This window comes from Massilia sp. IC2-477, assembly GCF_020707265.1.
Classification (GTDB): domain Bacteria; phylum Pseudomonadota; class Gammaproteobacteria; order Burkholderiales; family Burkholderiaceae_D; genus Telluria.
Window position 1 is genome coordinate 133203 of the sequence record NZ_JAJFEQ010000003.1, and the last position, 21733, is coordinate 154935.

Annotated in this window: 16 protein-coding genes; 10 read left to right on the forward strand and 6 right to left on the reverse strand. The window is 69.0% G+C overall.

Annotated features, from left to right (window positions below):
• The first annotated feature begins 217 nt into the window (after positions 1–217).
• Complete coding sequence (locus LK542_RS06810) at positions 218–2431, forward strand: TonB-dependent siderophore receptor (RefSeq protein ID WP_227811305.1); 2214 nt, start codon at positions 218–220, stop codon at positions 2429–2431.
• A 177-nt stretch (positions 2432–2608) separates the two neighbouring features.
• Positions 2609–4765, forward strand: coding sequence for a TonB-dependent siderophore receptor (locus tag LK542_RS06815; protein ID WP_227811306.1), 2157 nt, complete (start codon positions 2609–2611; stop codon positions 4763–4765).
• A 4-nt stretch (positions 4766–4769) separates the two neighbouring features.
• On the opposite strand, the gene LK542_RS06820 is transcribed toward LK542_RS06815, so the two are convergent.
• The 6 genes from LK542_RS06820 to LK542_RS06845 all read right to left on the reverse strand — a co-directional run bounded on the left by LK542_RS06820 (position 4770) and on the right by LK542_RS06845 (position 9330).
• Positions 4770–5603: a DMT family transporter gene (locus tag LK542_RS06820; protein ID WP_227811307.1), complete on the reverse strand. Its 834-nt coding sequence runs from the start codon at positions 5601–5603 to the stop codon at positions 4770–4772.
• Positions 5603–6868 carry a TCR/Tet family MFS transporter gene (locus tag LK542_RS06825; RefSeq protein WP_227811308.1) on the reverse strand — a complete coding sequence of 422 codons (1266 nt, stop codon included), beginning with the start codon at positions 6866–6868 and terminating at the stop codon, positions 5603–5605. Before LK542_RS06825 ends, LK542_RS06820 begins: the two co-directional genes overlap by 1 nt.
• A 51-nt stretch (positions 6869–6919) precedes the next feature.
• Positions 6920–7594, reverse strand: a complete 675-nt coding sequence (locus LK542_RS06830; RefSeq protein ID WP_227811309.1) for an HD domain-containing protein — start codon at positions 7592–7594, stop codon at positions 6920–6922.
• Positions 7563–8255 (reverse strand): ribonuclease HI family protein, encoded by a 693-nt coding sequence (locus LK542_RS06835; protein WP_227811310.1) that lies wholly within the window; start codon positions 8253–8255, stop codon positions 7563–7565. The genes LK542_RS06830 and LK542_RS06835 overlap by 32 nt, the downstream gene beginning before the upstream one ends.
• 66 nt (positions 8256–8321) lie before the next feature.
• A complete protein-coding gene (locus LK542_RS06840) occupies positions 8322–8927 on the reverse strand; it encodes a binary toxin-like calcium binding domain-containing protein (protein ID WP_227811311.1) in 606 nt (201 codons plus the stop codon).
• A gap of 187 nt (positions 8928–9114) precedes the next feature.
• Positions 9115–9330, reverse strand: coding sequence for a hypothetical protein (locus tag LK542_RS06845; RefSeq protein ID WP_227801059.1), 216 nt, complete (start codon positions 9328–9330; stop codon positions 9115–9117).
• Positions 9331–9547: 217 nt separating this feature from the next.
• On the opposite strand from LK542_RS06845, the gene LK542_RS06850 reads away from it, so the two are divergent.
• From LK542_RS06850 to LK542_RS06885, 8 genes are all read left to right on the forward strand, one after another.
• On the forward strand, positions 9548–12592 hold the full coding sequence (locus LK542_RS06850) for a penicillin-binding transpeptidase domain-containing protein (RefSeq protein WP_227811312.1): 3045 nt from the start codon (positions 9548–9550) through the stop codon (positions 12590–12592).
• A gap of 89 nt (positions 12593–12681) precedes the next feature.
• On the forward strand, positions 12682–13959 hold the full coding sequence (locus LK542_RS06855) for a hypothetical protein (protein ID WP_227811313.1): 1278 nt from the start codon (positions 12682–12684) through the stop codon (positions 13957–13959).
• Entirely contained in the window at positions 13956–14513 is a 558-nt protein-coding gene (locus tag LK542_RS06860; RefSeq protein WP_227801062.1) for a hypothetical protein, read from the forward strand. Before LK542_RS06855 ends, LK542_RS06860 begins: the two co-directional genes overlap by 4 nt.
• Positions 14507–15532, forward strand: coding sequence for a hypothetical protein (locus LK542_RS06865; RefSeq protein WP_227811314.1), 1026 nt, complete (start codon positions 14507–14509; stop codon positions 15530–15532). Before LK542_RS06860 ends, LK542_RS06865 begins: the two co-directional genes overlap by 7 nt.
• On the forward strand, positions 15529–16524 hold the full coding sequence (locus tag LK542_RS06870) for a hypothetical protein (RefSeq protein WP_227811315.1): 996 nt from the start codon (positions 15529–15531) through the stop codon (positions 16522–16524). The genes LK542_RS06865 and LK542_RS06870 overlap by 4 nt, the downstream gene beginning before the upstream one ends.
• A gap of 59 nt (positions 16525–16583) precedes the next feature.
• Positions 16584–18446, forward strand: coding sequence for a hypothetical protein (locus LK542_RS06875; RefSeq protein WP_227811316.1), 1863 nt, complete (start codon positions 16584–16586; stop codon positions 18444–18446).
• A gap of 8 nt (positions 18447–18454) precedes the next feature.
• The gene (locus LK542_RS06880; protein ID WP_227811317.1) at positions 18455–20668 is read left to right on the forward strand and encodes a bifunctional serine/threonine-protein kinase/formylglycine-generating enzyme family protein; all 2214 of its coding nucleotides are present in this window, start codon (positions 18455–18457) and stop codon (positions 20666–20668) included.
• A 67-nt stretch (positions 20669–20735) separates the two neighbouring features.
• The gene (locus tag LK542_RS06885; protein WP_227811318.1) at positions 20736–21626 is read left to right on the forward strand and encodes a pirin family protein; all 891 of its coding nucleotides are present in this window, start codon (positions 20736–20738) and stop codon (positions 21624–21626) included.
• The last annotated feature ends 107 nt before the right edge of the window (positions 21627–21733 follow it).

Genomic DNA, 21733 nt, shown 5'->3' on the forward strand with positions numbered 1-21733 from the left:
TAATAGGCCTCTCGGTGTGGAAACGATCGCGCATTATAGCGGCCTTGTAGCACGGAAATGTGCAGAAAAGCATGAGTGCCGCTCCAGCCCGCAGTGTACTCCAGTGTTGTACGCGCGGGCGTCTGCATTAAAAAGTTGCCGCATGCATATTCGATTCTTGCAGACAGGCTGAGTTGCTTCTGGGACAATTGCTACTCCTATCACTTTTGACGTAGCCATGTCCTTCCAATCCAGCCCTTTCCGCATGACTGCGCTTGCTGCCGCGGTCAGCTTCTGCCTCCCGATCCTCGGCGCCTCCGCGCAGGAGGCCCAGGCCCCGGCCACCGTCAAAGCCGAGGCGCCGAAGGCGGAGCAGGGCAAGAAGATCCAGCAGGTGGAAGTGAAGGGCACGGCGGATACGTATGATCCGCGGCGCGACGATACCGCCGCCAAGGTGGTCGTCACCAGCGAGGAAATCACCAAGTACGGCGACACCAATGTGCTGGACGTGCTCAAGCGCGTGCCCGGCATCACGGTCAACAGCTCGAATGGCCGCGGCGGCGAGATCCGCATGCGCGGCCTGGGCGCCGGTTATACCCAGGTCCTGATCAACGGCGAGCGGGCGCCTAGTGGCTTCACCATGGACTCGCTGGCGCCGGACTCGATCGAGCGTATCGAGGTGCTGCGCGCCGCCAGCGCCGAGTTCTCGACCCAGTCGGTGGCCGGTACCATCAACATCATCCTGAAGCGCTCGGTGAAGAACCGCATGCGCGAACTGAAGCTGGCGGCCCAGGCCTCGAGCAACAGCTGGGGGCCGAACGCCAACCTGCAGCTGTCCGACCGCGACGGCAAGTTCTCGTACTCGCTGTCGGCCAACGCCTTCCACGACCGCTTCGAGTTCGAATCCTGGGGCACCGAGTTCGGCGTGGCGCCGAACGGGCAAACCAACCTGTACCGCACCAGCCGGCTGCCGCAGAAAGGACAGGTCACCGGCCTGAACATCAGCCCGCGCCTGAACTGGACCCTGGGCCAGGACCATACCCTGACTTCGCAGACCTTCCTGAACTCGCACCGCTTCCGCAACCGCTTCCATCAGCCGACCATCACCTACATTGGCGATGCGCTGCCCTATCCGGACCTGTTCAACGCCTTCAAGGGGGACAACGACTTCCTGCGTTCGGACCTGATGTGGTCGCGCAAGTTCGAATCTGGCGCCAAGCTCGACCTGAAGGTCGGCATCCAGGCCGGCAAGAACGACAGCGTGTCGCACCGCACCGCCAGCTCGACGTCCGGCGTGCCGCTGCTCGACGCCACCAGCGATCTGACGGGCCGCGACCGTGGCGTGAACAGCACCGGCAAATACAGCCGCACGATCGAGAAAGGCCATACCTTCGCCTTCGGCTGGGACGGCGGCATCGACACCCGCGACGACGAACGCCGCGACACCAACCTGGTGCGCGTGAGCGGCAATGTGCCCCAGTACGAAACCTCGGAAGCGCGCGTCAAGCGCCTGGCCGTGTTCGCGCAGGACGAATGGAACATCACCCCGGCCTGGTCGATGTACCTGGGCGCGCGCTGGGAAGGCATCCGCACCGACGTCACCGGCAATACCTTCCCGGACGGGAAAGCCAGCTCCAATGTCTGGAGCCCGATCATGCAGACGCTGTACAAGATCCCGGGCAAGAAGGGCGACCAGCTGCGCCTGGCGCTGACCCGCACCTACAAGGCGCCAAGCGTGGGCAGCCTGACGCCGCGCCGCCAGATCAGCGAGAACAACAGCTCGACCGAACCGGACTACCGCGGCAACCCGAACCTCAAGCCCGAACTGGCCTTCGGCATTGACGCCGCGTACGAGCACTACTGGGCCGAAGGCGCGCTGCTGTCGATCAGCGTCTCGTCGCGCAAGATCACCGACTTCACCCGCAACCTGACCTTCTTCGACGGCGAGCGCTGGATCACGACTCCGAGCAACCAGGACAGCGCCACTACGCGTTCGCTGGAGATCGAGACCAAGTTCCCGCTCAAGGCCGTGATGCAGGACGCGCCGGCGCTCGACCTGCGCGCCAGCGTCAACCGCAACTGGTCGCGCGTCGAATCGGTACCCGGCCCAAACAACCGACTCGACCAGCAAACCCCGCTCACCGTCAGCCTGGGCGCCGACTACAAGCGCGGCGCCCTGAGCACCGGCGGCAGCTTCGCCTTCCGCAAGGGCGGCCCGGTGCGGGTCTCGATCAACCAGCGCGCCTATGTCGCGCCGCGCCGCGAACTGGACTGGTACGCGCTGTGGAAGTTCGACGCCCAGCGCCAGCTGCGCTTTGCGATCAGTAACATCTTCCACCAGGACTTCGTCAACGAAAGCACCTACGAGGATGCGCGTATCGGATCGCAGACCCGGAACATGGTGTTCCCGCAGGGCGTCCGTTACCGGGCAACTTACGAACTCAAGTTCTGAGCGGAAGCCTGATCCGTCGAGCCCGGCCACTGTGCCGGGCTTTTTCTGTGGCGTGGCATTAAACATTGCTATGTCATAGCAATAATATGTTCCGTGCTACGTTTACACATTGCCACTCCGTGGAATATAGTTCTTCACATTATTTGAACAACTATTTCTGGAGAGTGGAGAATGACAATGCTGCGCCCCCGTAATCTGGCAATCCTCATGGCCGGGCTCTGTGCCCAGGCAGCCGCTCAGGAGTCCGCAAGCAGTGGCCTTGTCCAGCAGGTGGAAGTGAAGGGCGCCGGTTACGACGCCCGGCGCGACGACACGGCCGCCCGCATCGTCGTCAAGCGCGAGGAGGTGGTGCGCTATGGGGACAGCAATGTCGCCGACGTGCTCAAACGCATCCCGGGCGTGACGGTGACGACCGGCGCCGGCCGCAGTACGGAGATCCGGATGCGCGGCCTGGGCGGCGGCTATACCCAGATCCTGGTCAACGGCGAGCGCACCCCGGCCGGCTTCGCCCTCGACACGCTGTCTCCCGACATAATCGAGCGCATCGAGGTGCTGCGCGTGGCCACCGCCGAGTTCTCAAGCGAGTCGGTGGCCGGCACCATCAACATCGTGCTGCGAAAGAAAGCCAGCAAGCGCCAGCGCGAGGCCAAGCTGGGCTACCTGCTCTCGAGCGACTTCACGGGGCCGACCTTCAGCACCGAGGTCGGCGACACCGGCGAAAAATCGTCCTGGTCGTTCTCGGCCAGCGGCAACCACGACAGCCTGGATCGCGAGTGGGGTGGCTTCGAAGAAAACACGCGGCCCGACGGCAGGGTCGACCTGTACCGCACGACCCATGCGCCGGAGAAGGGGCACATGAACCGCCTGAACCTGAGCCCGCGCCTGAACTGGACGCTCGACAACGGCGATACCCTGGCTTGGGAAAGCATCTTCAACAGCGCCAGTTTCCGCAACGGCGCTCATCCCATCGTCACCACCTGGATCGGCCGGCCGCCGCAGACGCCGGACCTGCAGACCTTCGGCGAGTTCGACGACCGCATGCTCAAGTCCGACCTGTCCTGGACTCGCAGCCTGGATTCCAGCCTCAAGCTCGAGGCCAAGCTCGGCGCCGAGTGGTCCTCGAGCAAGCGCTTCTACCGGCGCAGCGGGCTGGATGCGCGCGGCTTGCCCGAGACCGAAGGCAGCGTGCTGTCCGACACCCACGCCCGGGGCCTGAATTCCACCGGCAAGGCGACCCGCACGATCGACGGCGGCCATCTGCTGGCGCTGGGATGGGACCTGCGCTACAACGAAAGCAGCGACATCCGCGCCGAACGCGATACCGTCCGTGTGTTCCCTGCCGGCTGGCTGCTGGACGAGAATTTTCGCGCGAACCTCAAGCGCGCCGCTTTCTACGGCCAGGACGAATGGACCATCACCCCGGCCTGGTCGGTCTACCTGGGCGCGCGCTGGGAAGGCGTGCGCACACGGGTGGCGGGCAATGCCGTCGAATCGACCAAGGTGCGCTCGAGCGTCCTGAGCCCGATCCTGCAGACCCTGTACAAATTCCTCGGCAAGGACGACAAACCGGCCGACCAGCTGCGTTTCGCGGTGAGCCGTACCTACAAGTCGCCCGAACTGAACGACATCGTGCCGCGCCGTTCGGCCTGGGAAAACAACAGCGCCACCGAAGCAGACTTCCAGGGCAACCCGGACCTGAAGCCGGAGCTGGCCTGGGGCCTCGATGCGGCCTGGGAGCACTACTGGGCCGAGGGAGCCATGCTGTCGGTCAGCGGCGCGCTGCGGCGGATCGACGACTACATCAGCAACGAGATCTATTTCGATGGCCTGCGCTGGATCTTCACCCCGGTGAACGACGACCGCGCCGTGATGCGCAGCCTCGAGATCGAAACGAAGTTCCCGCTCAAGTCGCTGTTTGCCGGCGCACCGGCCATCGACCTGCGCGCCAGCGTCAGCCGCTACTGGTCGCGAGTCGCATCGGTGCCGGGCCCGAACAACCGCATGGAGCAGCAGACGCCGCTCACCGCCAACCTGGGTGCCGACTACAAGTCCGGGGCGCTGGCGGCGGGCGCCAGCGTGGCCTACCGGCGCGGCGGCTACGTTCAGGTCGACCGGGAGCGCGGCTTCTACCGCGTCGGCCGCACCGACCTCGATGCCTACGCCGCCTGGACTTTCAATCCGAAGCTCACCCTGCGCGTGGCCCTGTCGAACCTGCTGGGAGAAGACAATTCCTTCGAGCCGAGTTACTTCGACCCGGTGCGCGGCCTGGAGAAGCGGCGCTGGGACTATCCGGACAGCGTCAAGCTGCGCACCACGCTGGAGATGAAGTTCTAAAGCGTCACGCCAGGCGCAGTACCGCTGCGCCGCCCGCGATCAGGACGGCGCCGGCGATGCGCGCCGGCCCGACCCGTTCGCGCAGCACCCAGGCGGCGATCGCCGCCGCGAACACGATCGAGGTCTCGCGCAGCGCCGCCACCACGGCGATCGGCGCCATCGTCATCGCCCACAGCGCGATGCCGTAGGAACCGACGGTGGCGATGCCGCCGCCCAGCACCAGCAGGGGCCGGGCGCGCACATAGGCGCCCAGTTCGCCGCGCAGCCGGCGTGGGCCGGTCAAGCTCACGCCCAAGCCCGTGAGCAGGAACAGCCAGGCCGTGTACGCCGCTGGCGCCCCCGAGCGGCGCACGCCCAACCCATCGACCAGGGTGCAGGCGGCAACTATCACGGCAGTCAAGAGGGCTAGTCCCAGGGTGCGGCGCGAGGCGCGCAGTCCGCCACCGCCCACGCAGACCACGGCGCCGCCGGCGAACACGAGGCCGAGCGCCAGCGCCTGCGCCGGGTGCAGCGCTTCGCTGCCGCTGTTGGCCAGCGCAGCCAGCACCGGCGCCGCGCCGCGCATCAGGGGATAGGCGTGGCTGAAGTCGGCGTCGCGGTAGGTGGCGGCCAGCAGCCGGTAGTAGATGAGGTGCAGCGCGGTCGAGCCGGCGATGTAGGGCCAGCTGGCGCCCAGCGGCGCTGCTAGGTATGGCAGGCTCGCCGCCCCCAGCAGGGCGGCGCCGAGCGTGACCGCGCCGGCCGCGCGCAGCTTGTCCGGCTCGGCCTTGATGGCCGCGTTCCAGGCGGCGTGCAGCAGGGCCGCGCACAGCACGGCCGCCAGGACCAGCCCCGGCATCAGGCGTTCACGCTGTGGTGCTCGTCGTGGCTGTCATGGACGCGGTGGGTGCGGAAGTAGAGCCAGGCCACCAGCACGGCGCACGCCTGCATGGCGGCGCACAGGAAGAAATGGCTGCCGAGGCGCCAGTCGCCGGACGGCAGATGGCTGACCCGGGCCAGGATCGCGGTGCCGATCAGCGGGGTGACGATCACGCCCAGGCTGCTGATCGACTGCAGCGAACCCATGAGCTCACCCTGCTGGTCGGCCGGGGTGGACTTGGAGACGATGGCCTGCAGCGCCGGCCCGGCGGCGAAGGACAGCACATTACACAGGATCAGGGCATACATCATCCAGCCTTGCGTGGCCAAACCGTAGCCAAGAAAGGCAAACGCGCCCGAGGTAATACCCAGCAGCGACAGCCGCACTTCGCCGAAGCGCCGGATCAGCACCGCCAGCAGCCCGGCCTGCACCACGGCGGACACCAGGCCCACGCAGAACAGGGCGATGCCGTTGTCGCGCGGGGTCCAGTCGAAGCGGAAGGTGGTGTACAGCACCCAGGTCGACTGCAGCATCATCTGGCCGAAGGTGACCAGGGTAATGGCAACGAGCAGGCCGCGGATGTCCTGGCGCCGGGCCAGGCGCAGCAGGGCGGCGAGCGGGTTCAGGCGCGACCAGGCGAAGGGCGGACGCTTGCCGGGAGCAAGCGACTCCGGCACCAGGAAGTAACCGTAGACCAGGTTGGCCGCGCCCAGGGCCGCCGCCACGTAGAAAGGCAGGTGCAGGTCGGTATTGCCCAGCAGGCCGCCCAGCACCGGGCCGCAGATGAAACCGAGGCCGAAGGCGGCGCCGATCTTGCCGAAGCTTTTCGCCCGGTTTTCCTTGGTCGAGATGTCCGAGGCATAGGCCGCGGCCACTGACATGCTGGCCGAGGACATGCCGCCGATGATGCGGCCGACGAACAGCCAGAACAGGGTCGGCGCCCAGGCCGTGACGAGGAAATTGAGGCACATGCCTGCCATCGAATACAGCAGCACCGGGCGCCGCCCAACGCGGTCGCTCAAGGCGCCCAGCGCCGGCATGAACAGGAACTGCAGCACGCCGAAGGTCGAGCCCAGAACGCCGAACCACAGGGCCTGGTCGTCGCGGCTGGGGACGAACTGCCCGACCAGCAGGGGCAGCACCGGGACGATCAGGCCGATGCCGAGCATGTCGATGAAGATGCAGACCAGGACGAAATTCAGCTTGCCAGGTGTGGATTTCGGTAACACGGTCGAGCTGGTCATGAATGCCTCGGACGGGAAGACTGGCTTTATCTTAACACTGGGAAAGTCATTTCAGACATCCTGCGCGCCGCTCTCGGCGGCGAATTCTTCGCGAAACGCCAGCAGCCGCGCCAGCCGTTCCTCGGCCAGTGCGCGGCCGCCGGCCGTTTGCATCATCCCCGGCAGCTTAGCCAGCTTGACCATGATGTGGTCGAGCGCGTAGCTGCGGTCGTCGAATTCGCGCTGCACACCCAGCGGATCCTCCGGGTGCGCCAGCCCGCTTCCCATGCGGCCGGCGATGTAGAACATGCGCGCCAGGCCGACTGCGCCGAGGCCATCCAGGCGGTCGGCGTCCTGCACGATCTTCGCTTCCAGCGACTCGGCCGGGATGTTGGCCGAAAAGCTGTGCGCCTCGATCGCGTGCGCCACCGCGTCCAGCTTCTCGGGCGGGAAGTTCATCCATGCGAGCTGGTGGAGCGCCAGCTTGGCGGATCGGCGCGATGCCTGGTCGCGTTCCGGGTCGTTCTTCGGCAGGTTGACCAGGTCGTGCAGGTAGCAGGCCGCCATCACGACCAGTGCGTCGGCTTCCGGGTGCTGTTCTAGCAGGGCCTGGGCATTGCGCCAGACGCGCTCCAGGTGGGCGCTGTCGTGGGCGCCGTCGCCGCCGCTGGCGCCTGCGGCCATCGCGGCCAGGCGTGGACGCCAGGTAGCCAGGTCAAGGTTCGGGGGATTCTTCGGGTCGTTCATGCGTGTCTTCGGTGATTGGCGGGACGGCGCGCTGCGACAGGGCGTCGGCGGCCGTGTTCTTGTGGCGCGGGATCCAGCGCAGCGTGGCGCCGGGCAGTTGGGCGAGCAGGGCACGCGCCCGCTCGCGGTAGGGGCGCAGCGCCGCGGCGCTCGCGCTGTCAGGGGCGTTCACATCATCGACCACCACCTGGCTATCGCCGTGGAAGCTTGGTGCCTCGGCGCCGTGGGCGACGGCTGCCTCCAGTGCGGCGATCAGGGCCTGGTACTCAGCTTCGCTGCTGTTTCCATAGCCTGCCGTGCGCGAGACTTCCACCCGCAAGCCGTCCGGGCCTATCAGGACGGCGCCGATGCCGCAACGGCCCGGATTGGGACGCGCCGAGCCGTCGAACCAGGCACGCCAGGCCGGCGCGCCAGACGGTGCACTGCGGCGCGCCAGGCTGGCGGCGGCCTGGGCGCGGCGCGCGCTGGCGCCCTGTTCGCTGCGCAGGCGCAGCGCCGCACGCTCGGCCAGCAGCTGGGCCAGTCCGGCAGCGCCGGCCTGCAGCGTGAGCGTGGCGTGCAGCGCCTCGGCTTCCGGCATCCCGGTGCGGGCGGCGAGCTTGCGGCTGGCGGCGAGTTCACCCTTGAAGGCGGCGGCGAGCAGGACGGCGTGGTCGATCATGGGCGCAGACTATAGCAAAAAAGGCAGCCGAAGCTGCCTTTCTGGTCCGTTCCTGGAATGCCGGTATCAGCGGCGATACGGATTTTCCGGACGATGGTCGTAGCGGTTCGGCACGCCGTCGCCGTCCATGTCGCGGTCGCGGCGGTTGCTCACGCCGTCGTTGTCGAGGTCACGGTCGTAGCGGTTCGGTACGCCGTCACGGTCGGTGTCGCGGCGGCCGCCACGCTCGTAGCGGTCGGGGATGCCGTCGCGGTCGCGGTCGTAGCGGCGGCCGTCGCGGTAGTAGTCGCGGCCATCGCGGTAGCCGCCCGCGTACACCGGGGCGTAGCCGCGGCGCTCGTAGCGGTCGGGGATGCCGTCGCGGTCACGGTCCCAGCGGCCCGGTTCCATGTACCAGCCACCCTGGCGCTGGTGCCAGCGCGGCGGTGCATACACGTAGCCCGGGCGGGCGGCGACCCAGTGGCCCGGCACCCAGTCGTGGCGGCGGCCGCGCCATTCCCAGTAGCCGGGCGCCCAGACATAGCCGTGGCGCGCGCGGGGGACGGCCTCATAGATGGGCGCCGGCGGGGCCGAGCCGATATACAGTTGGAAGTCGGTCTGCGCCATCGACGGCAGCGGCGCGAATGCGGCGCCAAGGGCGATCAGTGCAGCGAGGGTGTAGGCAGGTTTCATGTCGGGTCTCCAGATCCAGAAGCGGATGACCCACTATATCGCCGCAGGAGGGCGGAATGGAGCTTTAAAACAGATACTTACACTTGATACAGAAGGGCAGGCAAACGCTGCAGTAGCGTGATACAAATCGCGGCGCCAGGGGCCACCCGCTGTCGCGTTGACGCTACAGCGGGCAGGCCTGCGGCACTCATCCGCGCGCCCCGGCGATCTGCTTTTCCTCGGCCGACAGGCGCTTTGCGCTGACGGTCACGACGGCGACCTTGTCGCCACTGGCCACCATGGCGGCGTCGGCAGTGTAGTTGCGGGCCTGGGCTTCGGGGATGGCGTCCAGCAGGTAGCTGCCCGAGACCGCGAGGCTCATCGCGACGACGAAGACGGCTTCCATATGCTTCATGATGTTCATGGTATTGCTCCTTCAGGTGGGTGGTCGATGTGTGCACTGTAGGACAAGGCTTCCTTGACCGCGAACGGATTGCGACGAGACGCGGAAAACGCGGGATAAGCTGCAAAAATCCCGCGCCGATGCGTGCGTACCGCAGCGCGCACGGATGGGTTTCACCGGCCCTCCGCTAAGCGATTGCGAGGCGGCCGCATCCGGCCGCGCCAACCAGCGGACCACGATGACAGCCACGCTTGCCTCCTTGATGGACAGCCTTGCCGCCAGCCGGACGGCGCGGCGGCGCGCGCGCAACCTGCGCATCGGCAGCAAGACGGCAGTGGCGCCGCGCGTGTCCATCAACCTGTGGACGCTGCTGGCGATTGGCGCCGCTGCGCTCGGCGCCCTGGTGCTGGCACTGGCGGCCCGTTCGCTGCCAACCGCCGGCGAGCCCGAGCAAGGCGGCGCCGCCCTGGCCACGCTGCAGCCGCTGCTGGGCGGCGTGACCGTGCGCGTGCCGCGTGAGTCCGGCATCTCCGTGCACCAGCACGGCGCTGCGGCGCTGGTGGTGGCATCCAACATGCGCCTGGAAGCGCCGCTACGCGTCGACCTGTGTGCCGGGACGCTGCCGCTGCGGATCGGCTACCCGTTTGCAGAAGTGGCTGCACCGGCCCGCACCGCGCTGCTGGCCTTGCCCGGTTCGAACATGCCGCGCGTCGAACTGCGCGGCGATGCGCGGCGTCCGCTGCGCGTGCTGTGGGATGCCGGCGCCGGCAGGGCAAGCTGGATCGGCGACGCCGGCAATGGCGTGGCCGTGCGCGGCACCCGGGCCGAAGGCCTGCTGGGCAGCTCGGGCTGGCTGGTGTGGCAGGACGGGGCACTGCGTTTCATGCGCCGCGCCAGCAGCGCCTGTCCGCAGGCCGGCGAGCTTCTGGTGCAGCGCGCGGTAGCGGGCACGGACGGAACGGGCCTGGTCCAGGCCTTCGGCCAGGGCACCGTGCTACCGCCGCTGGCGCTCGCGCCGGGCGAATACCGGGTGCCGGCAACGCCCGCGCGCGGGCTGGAAGACGCCTTGTTGTTCGAACAACTGCAGGCACGCGGCCTCATTCGTCTGGGTCGCAACGGCCTGGCCGAGCTGGCGCCGCGCGACCTGGCTGCCTGGCAGGCGACTGCACCTGAGGATCGCGCGCCGCTGCCCGGCTGGGAGTCCGTGCCGCTGGACGATGCTGGGCGCCGGCTGCTCGAGCGCCTGTATTACCGTGCTGACGGGGCCTTCGTGCGCGAGCAGCTTCACGTCTTTAATAGCGAGCGCCGCCTGCTGGCCTGGCGCGTGCGTTCCGGCAGCCAAGGCCAGTGGCAGGCCAGCGTCGGCGGCGTGCCGGTGACGCAGGACGAAGGTTTGCCGGTGGCGGCGATGCGCCTGTTCGCGCGCCTGCCGGAAGGCTGGGCGCCGTGGCGGCGGGTCGGCGCCTGGGACCATGGCGGCCAGGGAGCTAGCGCCGTGCTCACGCTGGACGCCGTAGAAGCGGCCGAGCTGCTGTTGGCCGGACGCCTGCGCCGGGTCGAGGGCGCGACCGTCAATGTGAGCGGCGCCTGCGACGGGCGCGCCTGCCGCGATCGCGACGCGGTCCAGCGCGTGCAGCTGGCGCCGCTGCCGGGCGCGCGCCGCATCGTGCTCGAGGTCGAGCCGCTCGACCTGGCGCAACTGGCCGGCAGCGCGGATGCGGCCTATCGCCACCTGCGGCTCCAGGATGGCCGCCTGGCCTGGCAGGCGCTCCCCGTGACGCAATCCCTGGCGCGGCCGGCAACGGCCGAGGTGCAGCTTGCCGGCAGCCGCGGCGAAGTCCTGTGGACCGACGGCAGGGCCAGCGCGGCGGCCCAGGCGGCCGGACTCGGCCCACTGCTGGGCGTGCACCGCGACCATGCGTCGAGCATCGCGGGCATGCTGGCGCGCCTCCCAGGGGCCAGCCATACGGCGCGCCTGAGCCTGGACCTGCGCCTGCAGGCGGCAAGCCAGGCGGCGCTCGACTGCATCGGCCTGCGCCAGGGGCAATGGGACGGCAAGGCTTGCCACGGCGCGCAGCCGGTGCCGGCGGGCCGGCAGGCGGGCCTGGTGCTGCTCGACGCCGGCAATGGCGACATTCTGGCCGCAGCCGGGGGCGGCGTCGGCACGGCGGATGCGGCGCGCTGGCCGGAACTGCGCGACTTCGACCGCGCCGACCCGGCGCGTAGCCCGCTGCGGCTGCCGGCCTTCCAGCACGACGGCGCCGCCGCCCGCGCGCCCGGCTCCACCTTCAAGGTCGTCACCGCCCTGGGCCTGGAAGCGGCGGCGCGCGAGGATGCCCGCTTCGAGCGCCTGCTGCAGGGCTTGCCCCTGGCCGAGATCGACGCCATGGCAAATGATGCCGGCTACCGATTCCGTATCGGCGCACCTGCCTATCCGGTGGACGGCGCTGCACGCATCACGAACTTCCGCGAACAGCTGGCCGAAGCGCGCGCCGTCGAAGGCCGCTTCGGCCTGGCGCAGGCGATGAGCTATAGCGTGAACACCTGGTTTGCCTGGGCGGCTGAACTGGGCGACCGCAGCCTGGGTGGCAGTGCCCAAGGCGGACTTGCAGGCGTGCGCGAGCTCGAAGCAGGGGCGATCGACCCGCTGCGCCCGGTTGCCGGCATGGCGCGTCGGCTCGGTTTCGGCTCGCCGCTGCGGCTCGACGGCGGCCTGCTGCCGCAGGACTTCCGCTGGTCGGCCTGGGACGCGCTACAGGCCAGCCCGTCCATGCTGGATCCGATCGCCACCCGCCACGAAGTGCGGCAGATGGCCATCGGCCTGCGCATGCAGGCGACACCGCTGCAGATGGCGCTGGTCGCCGCCGCGGTCGGGCAGGGCAGGACCGTAACGCCGCGCCTGCTGCTCGAACTCGACGGCCGCGAAGCGGCGCCGCAGCCGGGCCGGGAACTGGGCGTGCGCCTGGACCGCATCCGCGCCGGCATGAAGGGCGTGGTCGACCACGGCACCGCCGCTTCGGCCTTCCGCGGCAAGGAGTTCCAGCGCCTGCGCCCTGGCCTGTTCGGCAAGACCGGCACTGCGCCGACCGGCGACGACGGCATGGCGACCGTGTGGTTCATGGGCTGGCTGGAGCCCGGCAGCCTGCCTGGGCAGACGCGCCGGCTCGCCTTTGCCGCCTTCGTCAGCGAGTCCAGCCTGACCGGCGGCGCCCATGCCGCGCCGGTGGTGGCTGCGCTGTTAAAATACATGCAACAGCAGTCTCCTGAACAGAAGGGGGAATGACCCTCATCTGCGCGCCTCGATTTTGTGTTTGTATGGCATCATCTGTTGACAATCCGCTCTTGTGCGGATGGCCATAGGATGAGGAAGGTATGCGTTTGCCGGGAACCCGGTACCAGGAGCACGGTTGGGAGCAGGTCCGCAAGTTGCTCGGGCAATGCTCGCTGCAGGCGCTCGCCCGCATTGATCCTGTCCGGCTGGCCGGGCCGGAGGGCGAAGCGCTGCTGCCGGAGTACGTCGACGCCGTGGCGCGCCTGCTGCGCGCGGACGGTGGCCGTGGCGAGGCGCCAGGCAACAGCTATGGCGACAGCGTGCGCGAACTGGCCCTGGGCCTGGTCTACGAACTGGGAGCGCGCCCGAATGACTGGGCGGCCCTGTGCACGGCGGTGGCCGGCGAACATGCGCGCATGGGGGCTTTCTGGAACCTGCCCGGCGGCGAAGCCCTGCTGCGCAAGAAGTTCAACGACCTGTACGCCGTCCTGCGCGACAAGGTCGATAGCGACAATTACCAGGCCGCCTGCGGCCGCCCTTGCAGCCCCAACCGCATGTACGCCTATCGGATGCTGGACACGGCCTACGGCGAGGTCGCGCGCCTGTTCAAGGCCTGGCGCGAGCACCGCGAGCAGGTCGGCGCCATCCTCGCGCGTTCAGTGGAGGCGGAACCGATCGAGGCGCGGCTGCTGACCGGCGTGGCCAGCTGCCGTCCTGAATGGATCCTGCGCTGGAGCGAATCGCTGGAGCGCTTCACCGGCGCACCAGGGCCGCTGCATACCCGCTCCAAGCGCTTTGCCGCCCTGAAGGACAGCCCGGACAAGATCGGCGCCATGCTGCGCGAGATCGGCGAATACGAGGCGCTGTCCGCAAACGGCGACCGCGACTGGCTGCAGGACGCGAACGACGCGACAGCCTGGATTGACGACTACTGGCGCGTGATCGGCGAATCTGAACAGGCCAGCACGCCGGGACCCGACCGCATTCTCGAAGCGCGGCAGGAAGAACTCGATCTTGCCGAGCCGGTGTACGACGAGCAGGCTGCCGAGCCGCTGCCCCTGCTGGCCGAGCAGGTGGCGCAGCAGGTTTCACTATCCCCCCGCTACCTTCAGATGGCAGCGGCGGCGCAGGAGCGCGGCAGCTGGGCACTGCGCATGATGGCGGACGATACGCTGCCGGTGCGGCTGGCGGTCTACCTGAAGCTGCTCGGACCTTTCGATGACAGTTATCCGTCCGAATGGCTGGACCCGGCCACCGGCGAACTGCCGACCATGCAGCAGCTCGCGATGCTGGACGGGGTGTCGCTGCCGACCTTGCGCAAACGGCGCGACGCGGCGATCGCCCGGCTCAGTAGCGCCGGCAATGAGGAGACAAGATGATGGGCATGACGGAACTGGACCGCAAGTTGCAGGCGCAGCTGCTCTCAGGGCGCCGGGTGGAGGGCGACCGCCTGATGCTGGACGACGCGGTGCTCCTGGGGGCGCTCGACGGCAGCCGTCCGCTGACGGCGGGCGAACGGACGGCGCTGCAGGCCTCGCCGCTGACGACTCGCCGCCTGCGCACGCTGGCCGATGGGCGCCGCGCGCAAACGGCGCCACACCGCTGGCAGGGCAGTGGCGGCATGCTGCGCGCCGCCGACAGCGGCACCGCGCTCGAGACCCTGGTTACCGACGACGGCGCCTGGCGCCTGCACTTCGTCGGCGCGCGCGTGATCCTGCAGCTCGACCCGCAGTCGCCGCTCGCGGCTACCTTGCTGCGCGAGGGGCAGCCCCTGCGCGTGCGCGATGGGGCGGGCAGCACGGTGCTCGAAGGGACCCTCGACACGGACGGCGAGTGCGAAGGCCCCTGGCCCTTTGCCGATGCACCCGCCGTCCACTTCCAGCGCCACGGCGCCCGTTTCACCGTGGAGCCGACCGGAACCAAGGCATGCTGAACCTGTTCACCCGGCCCTTCCGCCAGCCGCAGCCCGACCTTGCCGGGCTCGGTGCGGGCTTCATCGCGCTGCCCTTGACGAAGGGCTGCACGGTGCCGGCCGGGTGCTTTGCCGTGCTGGCCAATCGCGAAGGCCACACGCGGCGCCTGAGCGAAGGGGCGCGCGCCGCGATCCTCGAAGGGGAGAGCGCCTGGTGCGTGCATCCGGGACCGTACCAGTGCGAGCTGCTGCCCTTTGCGGCCGCGCCGGAGATCGGCCTGCGCGTCGCCTTTGCGATCGACACGCCCGACCCGCGCGAAACCCAGCAGCGCTTCGACCTGTACCTGGCCAGCGAAGGCGAAGCGCAGGTGGCCCTTGGCGGCTTTGTGGCGTCGCTGGAGGCGGCCCTGCAGCGCGAGCTGGCCCAGGGCAACCTGGAGCTGCCGCCCTGCACCACGTTCGAGGAGTGGAATGCCTTCCGCACCGGTTTCAACCAGTTGCTGTACACCCGCTTCGGCGTGATGGTGGACGATTGCGTGCCGGTCGACCTGGGCGCATCGCGCGACATGGCGGCGCTGTTGTCGGCCCGGCTGGCGCTGCAGCCGGTCCCCGCTGCGGCACTGTCGCCCAAACAGGAAGCGTTCGATGCGGCCCAGGAAGATGCGAAAGCGCTGCGACGCCTGTTCCTGGAACTGCCCGGCCTGATGTGCGGCTGGCGCCTGGCCATCCTGCCCGGCGACTGCGCCGCGTTTCGCCACCACCAGGAGCTGCTGCGCCGACTCGACCTGGTGAGCCTGTCGGTGGGCACGATGCCGGCGCTGGAACTGGCCGCACCGGGTCAGATGCTGCCAGGCGCCGAGCAGCTGCGCCGTGCACGCCACAGCCGCCGCGCCGCGGCCGCGCTGGACGAAGCCTGGGCGCTGCTGGCGCGCATGAAGCTGAGCGATGCGGCCATGGTGCCGCTGCTGCTGGAAGAGGCCGACCGCATCGTCGCCAACCTCGAATGCGACTGCGCGGCGCGGCGCGAGGTGGCGGCATGAACGCGCCTGCGATTACCGTGCGCAGCCTGGCGCCAGACGGTGCGCTGCTGACCGTGACCGCCACCGTGCGTCCGCGCGGCGGCCGGGCGGACGTGAAATGCAGCGTGCCGGACGCCCCGCACATCGCGCAGCGCATGCAGGAAGTGGTGCGCCTGGCGCGCCATACCGAAGCGCGCTTCGACAGCCGTGAGCAGGTGGTGCTGAGCCTGGATCGCGCGCCGATGCCCGGCGGCCGTGACTGGGAACTGGCCTGCGTGCTGGCCGACCGTATGGTGCGCGGACTCTGGCAGCCTAGCGCTCCGGTGGTGGCCAATGGCTGGTCCGACGCCTGGCAGCTCGGGCGCATCGACGGCCACGGCCTGCACCAGGCGCCGGTAGGCGTGCTGCTCGGCGGCGCGGACGGCTTGCCGCACCTGGGCGCCTTGAGCGGCCATCCCGATCCGGCCGCTGGCGTGTCCGCGGCGCGCGCCTGGTTCCCCCTGTACAGTGGCGGCGCCGGCGACAGCCTGTGCTGGGTGGAAGTGAGCGTGCGCCCGGCGCCGCATGAGGGCGAGGAAGAGGCGAGCATCGCCGCGCCTGGCGTCGACGTTGCGCTGCAGGCGCGGGTACGGGCGGTGCTGGCAGGGGCGCGCCATTTCGACGGCCGCGGCCTGGGGCAGTGGCGCACCACGGTGCGCTTTGGCGTCGAACACTTCCAGGGCGGCTCCTTCGAGCTGGCGCTGGTCATGGCCGACCGCATGGCGCGCGGACGCGAATTCCTGGCGCGCGGCCGGGTGCTGGCGACGGGGCAGTCATCGAGCTGGCACGCGGGACAGGTCGAGACGGTGGAGGGCGTGGCGCCGAAATGTGCGCTGCTTGCGCGTGAAGCCGCGCCGGGCGATCGGATCCTGGTGCCACGCGCCTGGGAAAGCCAGTTGCCCGAGGGCTGGCGCGAGTCCATCCGCTCGCGTGGCGCCAGTGTGGCGTGCGTGGACAGGATCGGGATCATTTGAATCTCGCTCAGCTGCGCTAGAATCGATCAGCAATGTGTTGTAACGAAACGGAGTCGGATATGTTCCAGATGTTCGGAGTGAAAGGCGCCAGCTGCCCGCGCTGCGAGCGCAAGAATGGCGGCGATGCGCGCTATTGCGCCGGCTGCGGCCTGATCCTGGGCGCGCCGCGCAATCCGCCGCTGCTCAAGGAAAACCGCTGGGTCGCCGGTCCCGACGAACTGGCCGTGTTCTTCGGTGTACGCGAGCTGTCCGGCGTGTTCGTCAAGACGTTGCGCGTGCCGGCCACCGCGCGCGCCTACATCCTGCAGGGCGACAAGGCGACCGAGGTGCCGCAGGGCGAGTACGAGATCGAAGGCTTCTTCACGCGCCTGAACCACCTGCTGCGCGACCAGCACGCCGAAATCCTGGTCACCCGCACCGGCGCGCTACCGGTCGACTTCCGCTTCGACGACGTGGCGACCAGCGAGCAGCTGGCAGTGAGCGCGCGCCTCACGGTCAGCGTGCGCATCGAGAACGTGCCGGCCTTTGCCCGCCATTTCATGACCACCCCTGGCACCATCGGCGTGAACGAGCTGCGCGAACTGTTAACTGCGCCAGTGCGCCAGCTGGCCGAGGAATTCGTCGGTGCACGCTCGATCCGCGAAATGGCAGGTCACCGCGAACTGCGCGAGCAGCTGGACGAGCGCCTGCAGGGCGGCCTGAAACTGCTTCTGGCCGAGTATGGGCTGGCGGTGGTGAAGGTCGATACCGTCGAACTGCGCCACGACAAATACGACGCCAACCGCGCCAAAGTGGGCAGCCTGTGGCTGGCGGCCGACGAGCGCCATGTGCGCGTCGAGCATGCGAAACACCTGGACGACCTCTACGATGCCGAGGAATGGCAGCGGCTTCGTCGTGCCGAGCAGGCGGCGCGCGTGCGCCAGCGCGAACGCGAGCTGCGCCAGGATGACGCGATCGCCCGCGCAGAACTGTCGCTGCAGGGCGCCGACCGTGCCCACGCCGTGCGTGCGCGCCAGATCGAGCTGTATGCGCGCATCCTCGACGCCAGTTCGCGCAAGCAGGCGCTGGAGCGCGGGGCGGGCGACGTGCTGGCGGAACTCGAACACGAACTGGCGAAGAAGGGCGCCCGCCGCGCCGACGAAGCCCAGGAATGGAAACACCTGCGGGCGCTGGCCCAGCTGCGCATGCGCAGCGAACTCGAAGTGGCGCAGCAGGATGCGCGCCAGGCCCAGGTGATCGCACGCCAGCGCTTCTCGCAGCAACTGTTGCAGCAGCAGATCCGCTACAAGATCGAGCAGGCCGCCCTGATCGAGGATGCCGACCGCCAGCGCGCCGAGCTGGCGCGGCTGCGCGAGAGCGAAGCCGATGCGGCGCGCCGCGCGCGTGAAATCGACGAGGAAGAACACGTCGGGCAGCACCAGAGCCTGGTGCTGGCGAATACCGCACGGCGCCGCGACGCCGAGCGCCTGCAGGAGTGGGAAGACGAGCAGGCGCGCCAGCGCATCGAATCCACCCGTACCACGGCCCAGCTGGACAAGCTTGCCCGCACCATTGAGCTCGATGCGCGCCAGGCGCGCGCCATGCAGGACGTCGGGCTTGAGGGCGAGGAGCGGCGCCATGCGCTCGAGCTGCGCCGCCTGGAAGCCTTTGCCACGATGGACGACACCGCCAAGCTGGCACTGAGTGCGGCGCCAAATGCGGCGCTGCTCAACGACTACATGAAGACGCGCGTGCACGCGGGCATGGATGCCGACCAGCTGGCCGCACTGGCCGGCCTGGCAGGCGAGGGCAAGCTGAGCTCCGCCGAGGCGCTGCAGCTGGTGCGCGACGAGCAGGCTCGGCGCGAGCTGGAGGTCGACAAGGACCGCCAGCACCAGGTCGTGTTGCTGGCGGCCCAGGCCCGTGCATTGAAGGACAAGTAAGCGAAGCAATGCAGACTGCCATCGACAAGATCCGCGAACTGCGCGCGCTGCACGAGGACGGGCTTTTGAGCCGGACCGAATTCGACCTGCGCAAGAACGCGATCCTGGACGCGGCCTATGTGCCGGCGCCGGAAGCGGCAGAAATGGATGACGCGCCGGCGCCGCGCACGCGCCCCGGTACCGAGATCGGCCTGATGGCGGGCCAGGAACTGGGGCCGCAGAACCGTCGCTACCGCCTGGAGCGCCTGATCGCGCATGGCGGCATGGGTCAGGTGTGGCAGGCGACCGACCTGGCCACCCACGCGGAGCTGGGCCACAGCGCCCAGGTGGCCCTGAAGATCCTGCCGCCGCAGCTGACCCAATCCGCGCCGCAAGCCAAGCTCCTGATCCAGGAGGCCACGCGCGCACGCCGCCTGGCCCACGAAAACATCGTGCGGGTCTACGAATGGGCCCAGGACCCGGCCACCGCCAGCTATTTCATCATCATGGAATGCCTGGAAGGCGAGGACCTCGACAGCCTGCTGGGACGCGAAGGCAGACTCCCGTTCGAGCGGGTGCTGGCCCTGATCGAACCGGTGGCCGCGGCCCTCGACTACGCATGGGACAAGCACGGCCTGGTCCACCGCGATATCAAGCCGGGCAACGTGTTCGTGACCAAACGTGGCGAAGTCAAACTGCTCGACTTCGGCATCGCAGCGCGCGCCCGTGGCAGCGGCAGCACGTCACCGCTGGATGCACCGAGTACGTCGGGCACCGCCGGCTACCGCGCGCCGGAAGCCGGCAGCCCGGACGGACAGCCGGCGCCGACGCTGGACGTGTACGCGGTCTCGATGATGATCTACCAGATGCTCGACGGCGCGCTGCCGCCGGCGCTAAGGGCATCTCCGGCCAGCCTGAAGCCGCACCAGTGGGATGCCCTGCGCGCCGGCTGCGCGCAGGATCCGGCGGCGCGTCCGCCGACCGTGCGGGCACTATTGGAAAATTTGAAAAACGCCGTCGGCCCGTCGCCGGAAGAAATCGCGGCATGCGAGGCCGCCGAGCGCGCGGCACAGGAGCGCCGCGCGCGCGAACTGGCCGCCCAGCGCGAGGCCGAGGAACAGGCAAAGGCGGCGGCGCGTGCGCTGCTGGCACAGCAGCGCCGGGAACAGCAGCGGCGCGAGCGCGCGGCCCAGGAAGAAGCGCGGGCAGCGCGCAAGGAAGCGCTGCGCCAGCAACTGCTGGCCAAGCGCGACGAGGAGCTTGCCAAGGCGCGGCTGGCCGAGGAAGAAGCGCTGCGCAAGGCGGCCCAGGCCAAGGCCGCCGCGGCCTATCTGCTTGAGCAGAAGCGTGCACGCGAATTGCAGGCGGCGCGCACGGCGAGCGAGCTGCAGCAGCTGATGCCGACGCCGGGCAGCCCGGTGGCCGACGGCGACGGCATGCTGAGCGACCCCTTCCTGATTGGTGCCGGCAGCGGGCCCTCGCTGGTCCTGATCCCGACCGGGCGCTTCCAGATGGGCTCCCACGAGCACGAGCGCAAGATCGCGATGGCGGCCGGCGCCCAGAAAAAATGGCTGGAGCGCGAGACCCCCCAGCGCTGGGTCGGCATCGAGCGTCCCTTCGCGATGGGGCGCTATCCCGTCACCGTCGGCGAGTGGCGTGTGTTCGTGCAGGCGACAAGCTGGGAGCCGCAGGGCGAAGTGAACTGGCAGGAGCCGGGCTTCCCGCAGACCGATGCGCACCCGGTGGTGGGCGTGACCTGGCACGACGCCCAGCGCTACGTCGAGTGGCTGACCAAAGCCACCGGCAAGCGCTACCGCCTGCCGAGCGAAGCGGAGTGGGAATACGCCTGCCGCGCCGGCACCCGCACGGCGTTCAGCTTTGGCGACACTATCAGCCCCGAACAGGCCAACTACGACGGCAGCTTCACGTATAACGGCGGCCCGCGCGGCGCCTACCGCGGCGGCACCACGCCGAGCGGCATGTTCCCGCCCAACCCCTGGGGCCTGTACGACATGCACGGCAACGTGTGGGAGTGGGTGCAGGATGTCGTGCACGACAACTACGAAGGCGCGCCGCTGGACGGCAGCGCCTGGGAGACCGGCGGCGACGGCGCGCGCCGCATCCTGCGCGGTGGCTCCTGGCTCTACAACCCGCGCTACCTGCGCTCGGCGCTGCGCAACGGCTTTTCCAGCGTGCTGTCGAACGACATCGTCGGCTTCCGCGTCGTGCGCGAGCTGATCTAGGGCCGCTGCCATAGCCGGTGGCGGATGGTGTACAGTAAGCGAATCACTCAAGCACGGAGGAATCGCCATGGCCATCGCCCACCTGTTCAAATCGCATGACAAGGACCTCGGCGGCGGCTTCACGGTCAGGCGCATCCTGCCGGCGGCCGCGCGCCAGTCGATCGGGCCCTTTCTGTTCTTCGATCACATGGGACCGGTGGAAGCCCAGCCCGGCGCCCGCCACGACGTCCGCCCGCATCCACACATCGGGCTGGCAACCGTCACTTACCTGTTCGAGGGCGCGATCATGCACCGCGACAGCCTCGGCACCGAGCAGCGCATCGAGCCGGGCGCCATCAACTGGATGACGGCCGGCAGCGGCATCGTCCATTCCGAGCGCACGCCCGACGACCTGCTCGACCGCGTGCGCCGCACCCACGGGCTGCAGTTGTGGGCCGCGCTGCCACGCGAGCACGAGGAAGCACCGGCCGCCTTTTCGCACACGCCGGCACAGGACATCCCCGAAGTCGAATTCGAAGGCGCTACCGTCCGCGTGCTGGTGGGCACGGCGTTTGGCCGCAGCTCGCCGGTGCCGACCTTCAGCACCACGCTCTACCTCGACGTGCAGCTGGCGCCGGGCGCCTCGATCGACCTGGGCGGGCTGCCCGAGGAAAGCGCCGTGTATGCGCCGATCGGCGCCATCGAGGTCGACGGCGAGGCCATTCCTGCGAATACCATGGCGATGGTCGAGCCGGGCATGCCTGTGCGGGTGTCGTCCGTTGCTGGCGCGCGCTTCGTGCTGATTGGTGGTGAGCCACTGGACGGTCGGCGCTACATCTTCTGGAACTTCGTGTCCTCGAGCCGCGAGCGCATCGAGCAGGCGGCGCGGGACTGGGAAGCGGATGCCTTTGTGCCGGTGCCCGGCGATAGCGAACGCATCCCGCTGCCGGCCTGGCCAGCGGCGTGGCGGCATGACTAGTGTTAGAGATGAGGCTTTGAAACGCTGTGTGCTCGTAAAACCGTGCGCGCACACTGACCTTGAGTCAATGCGTCTAATGGCCAAAAGCGTCAACCCAAGGTTAAAGT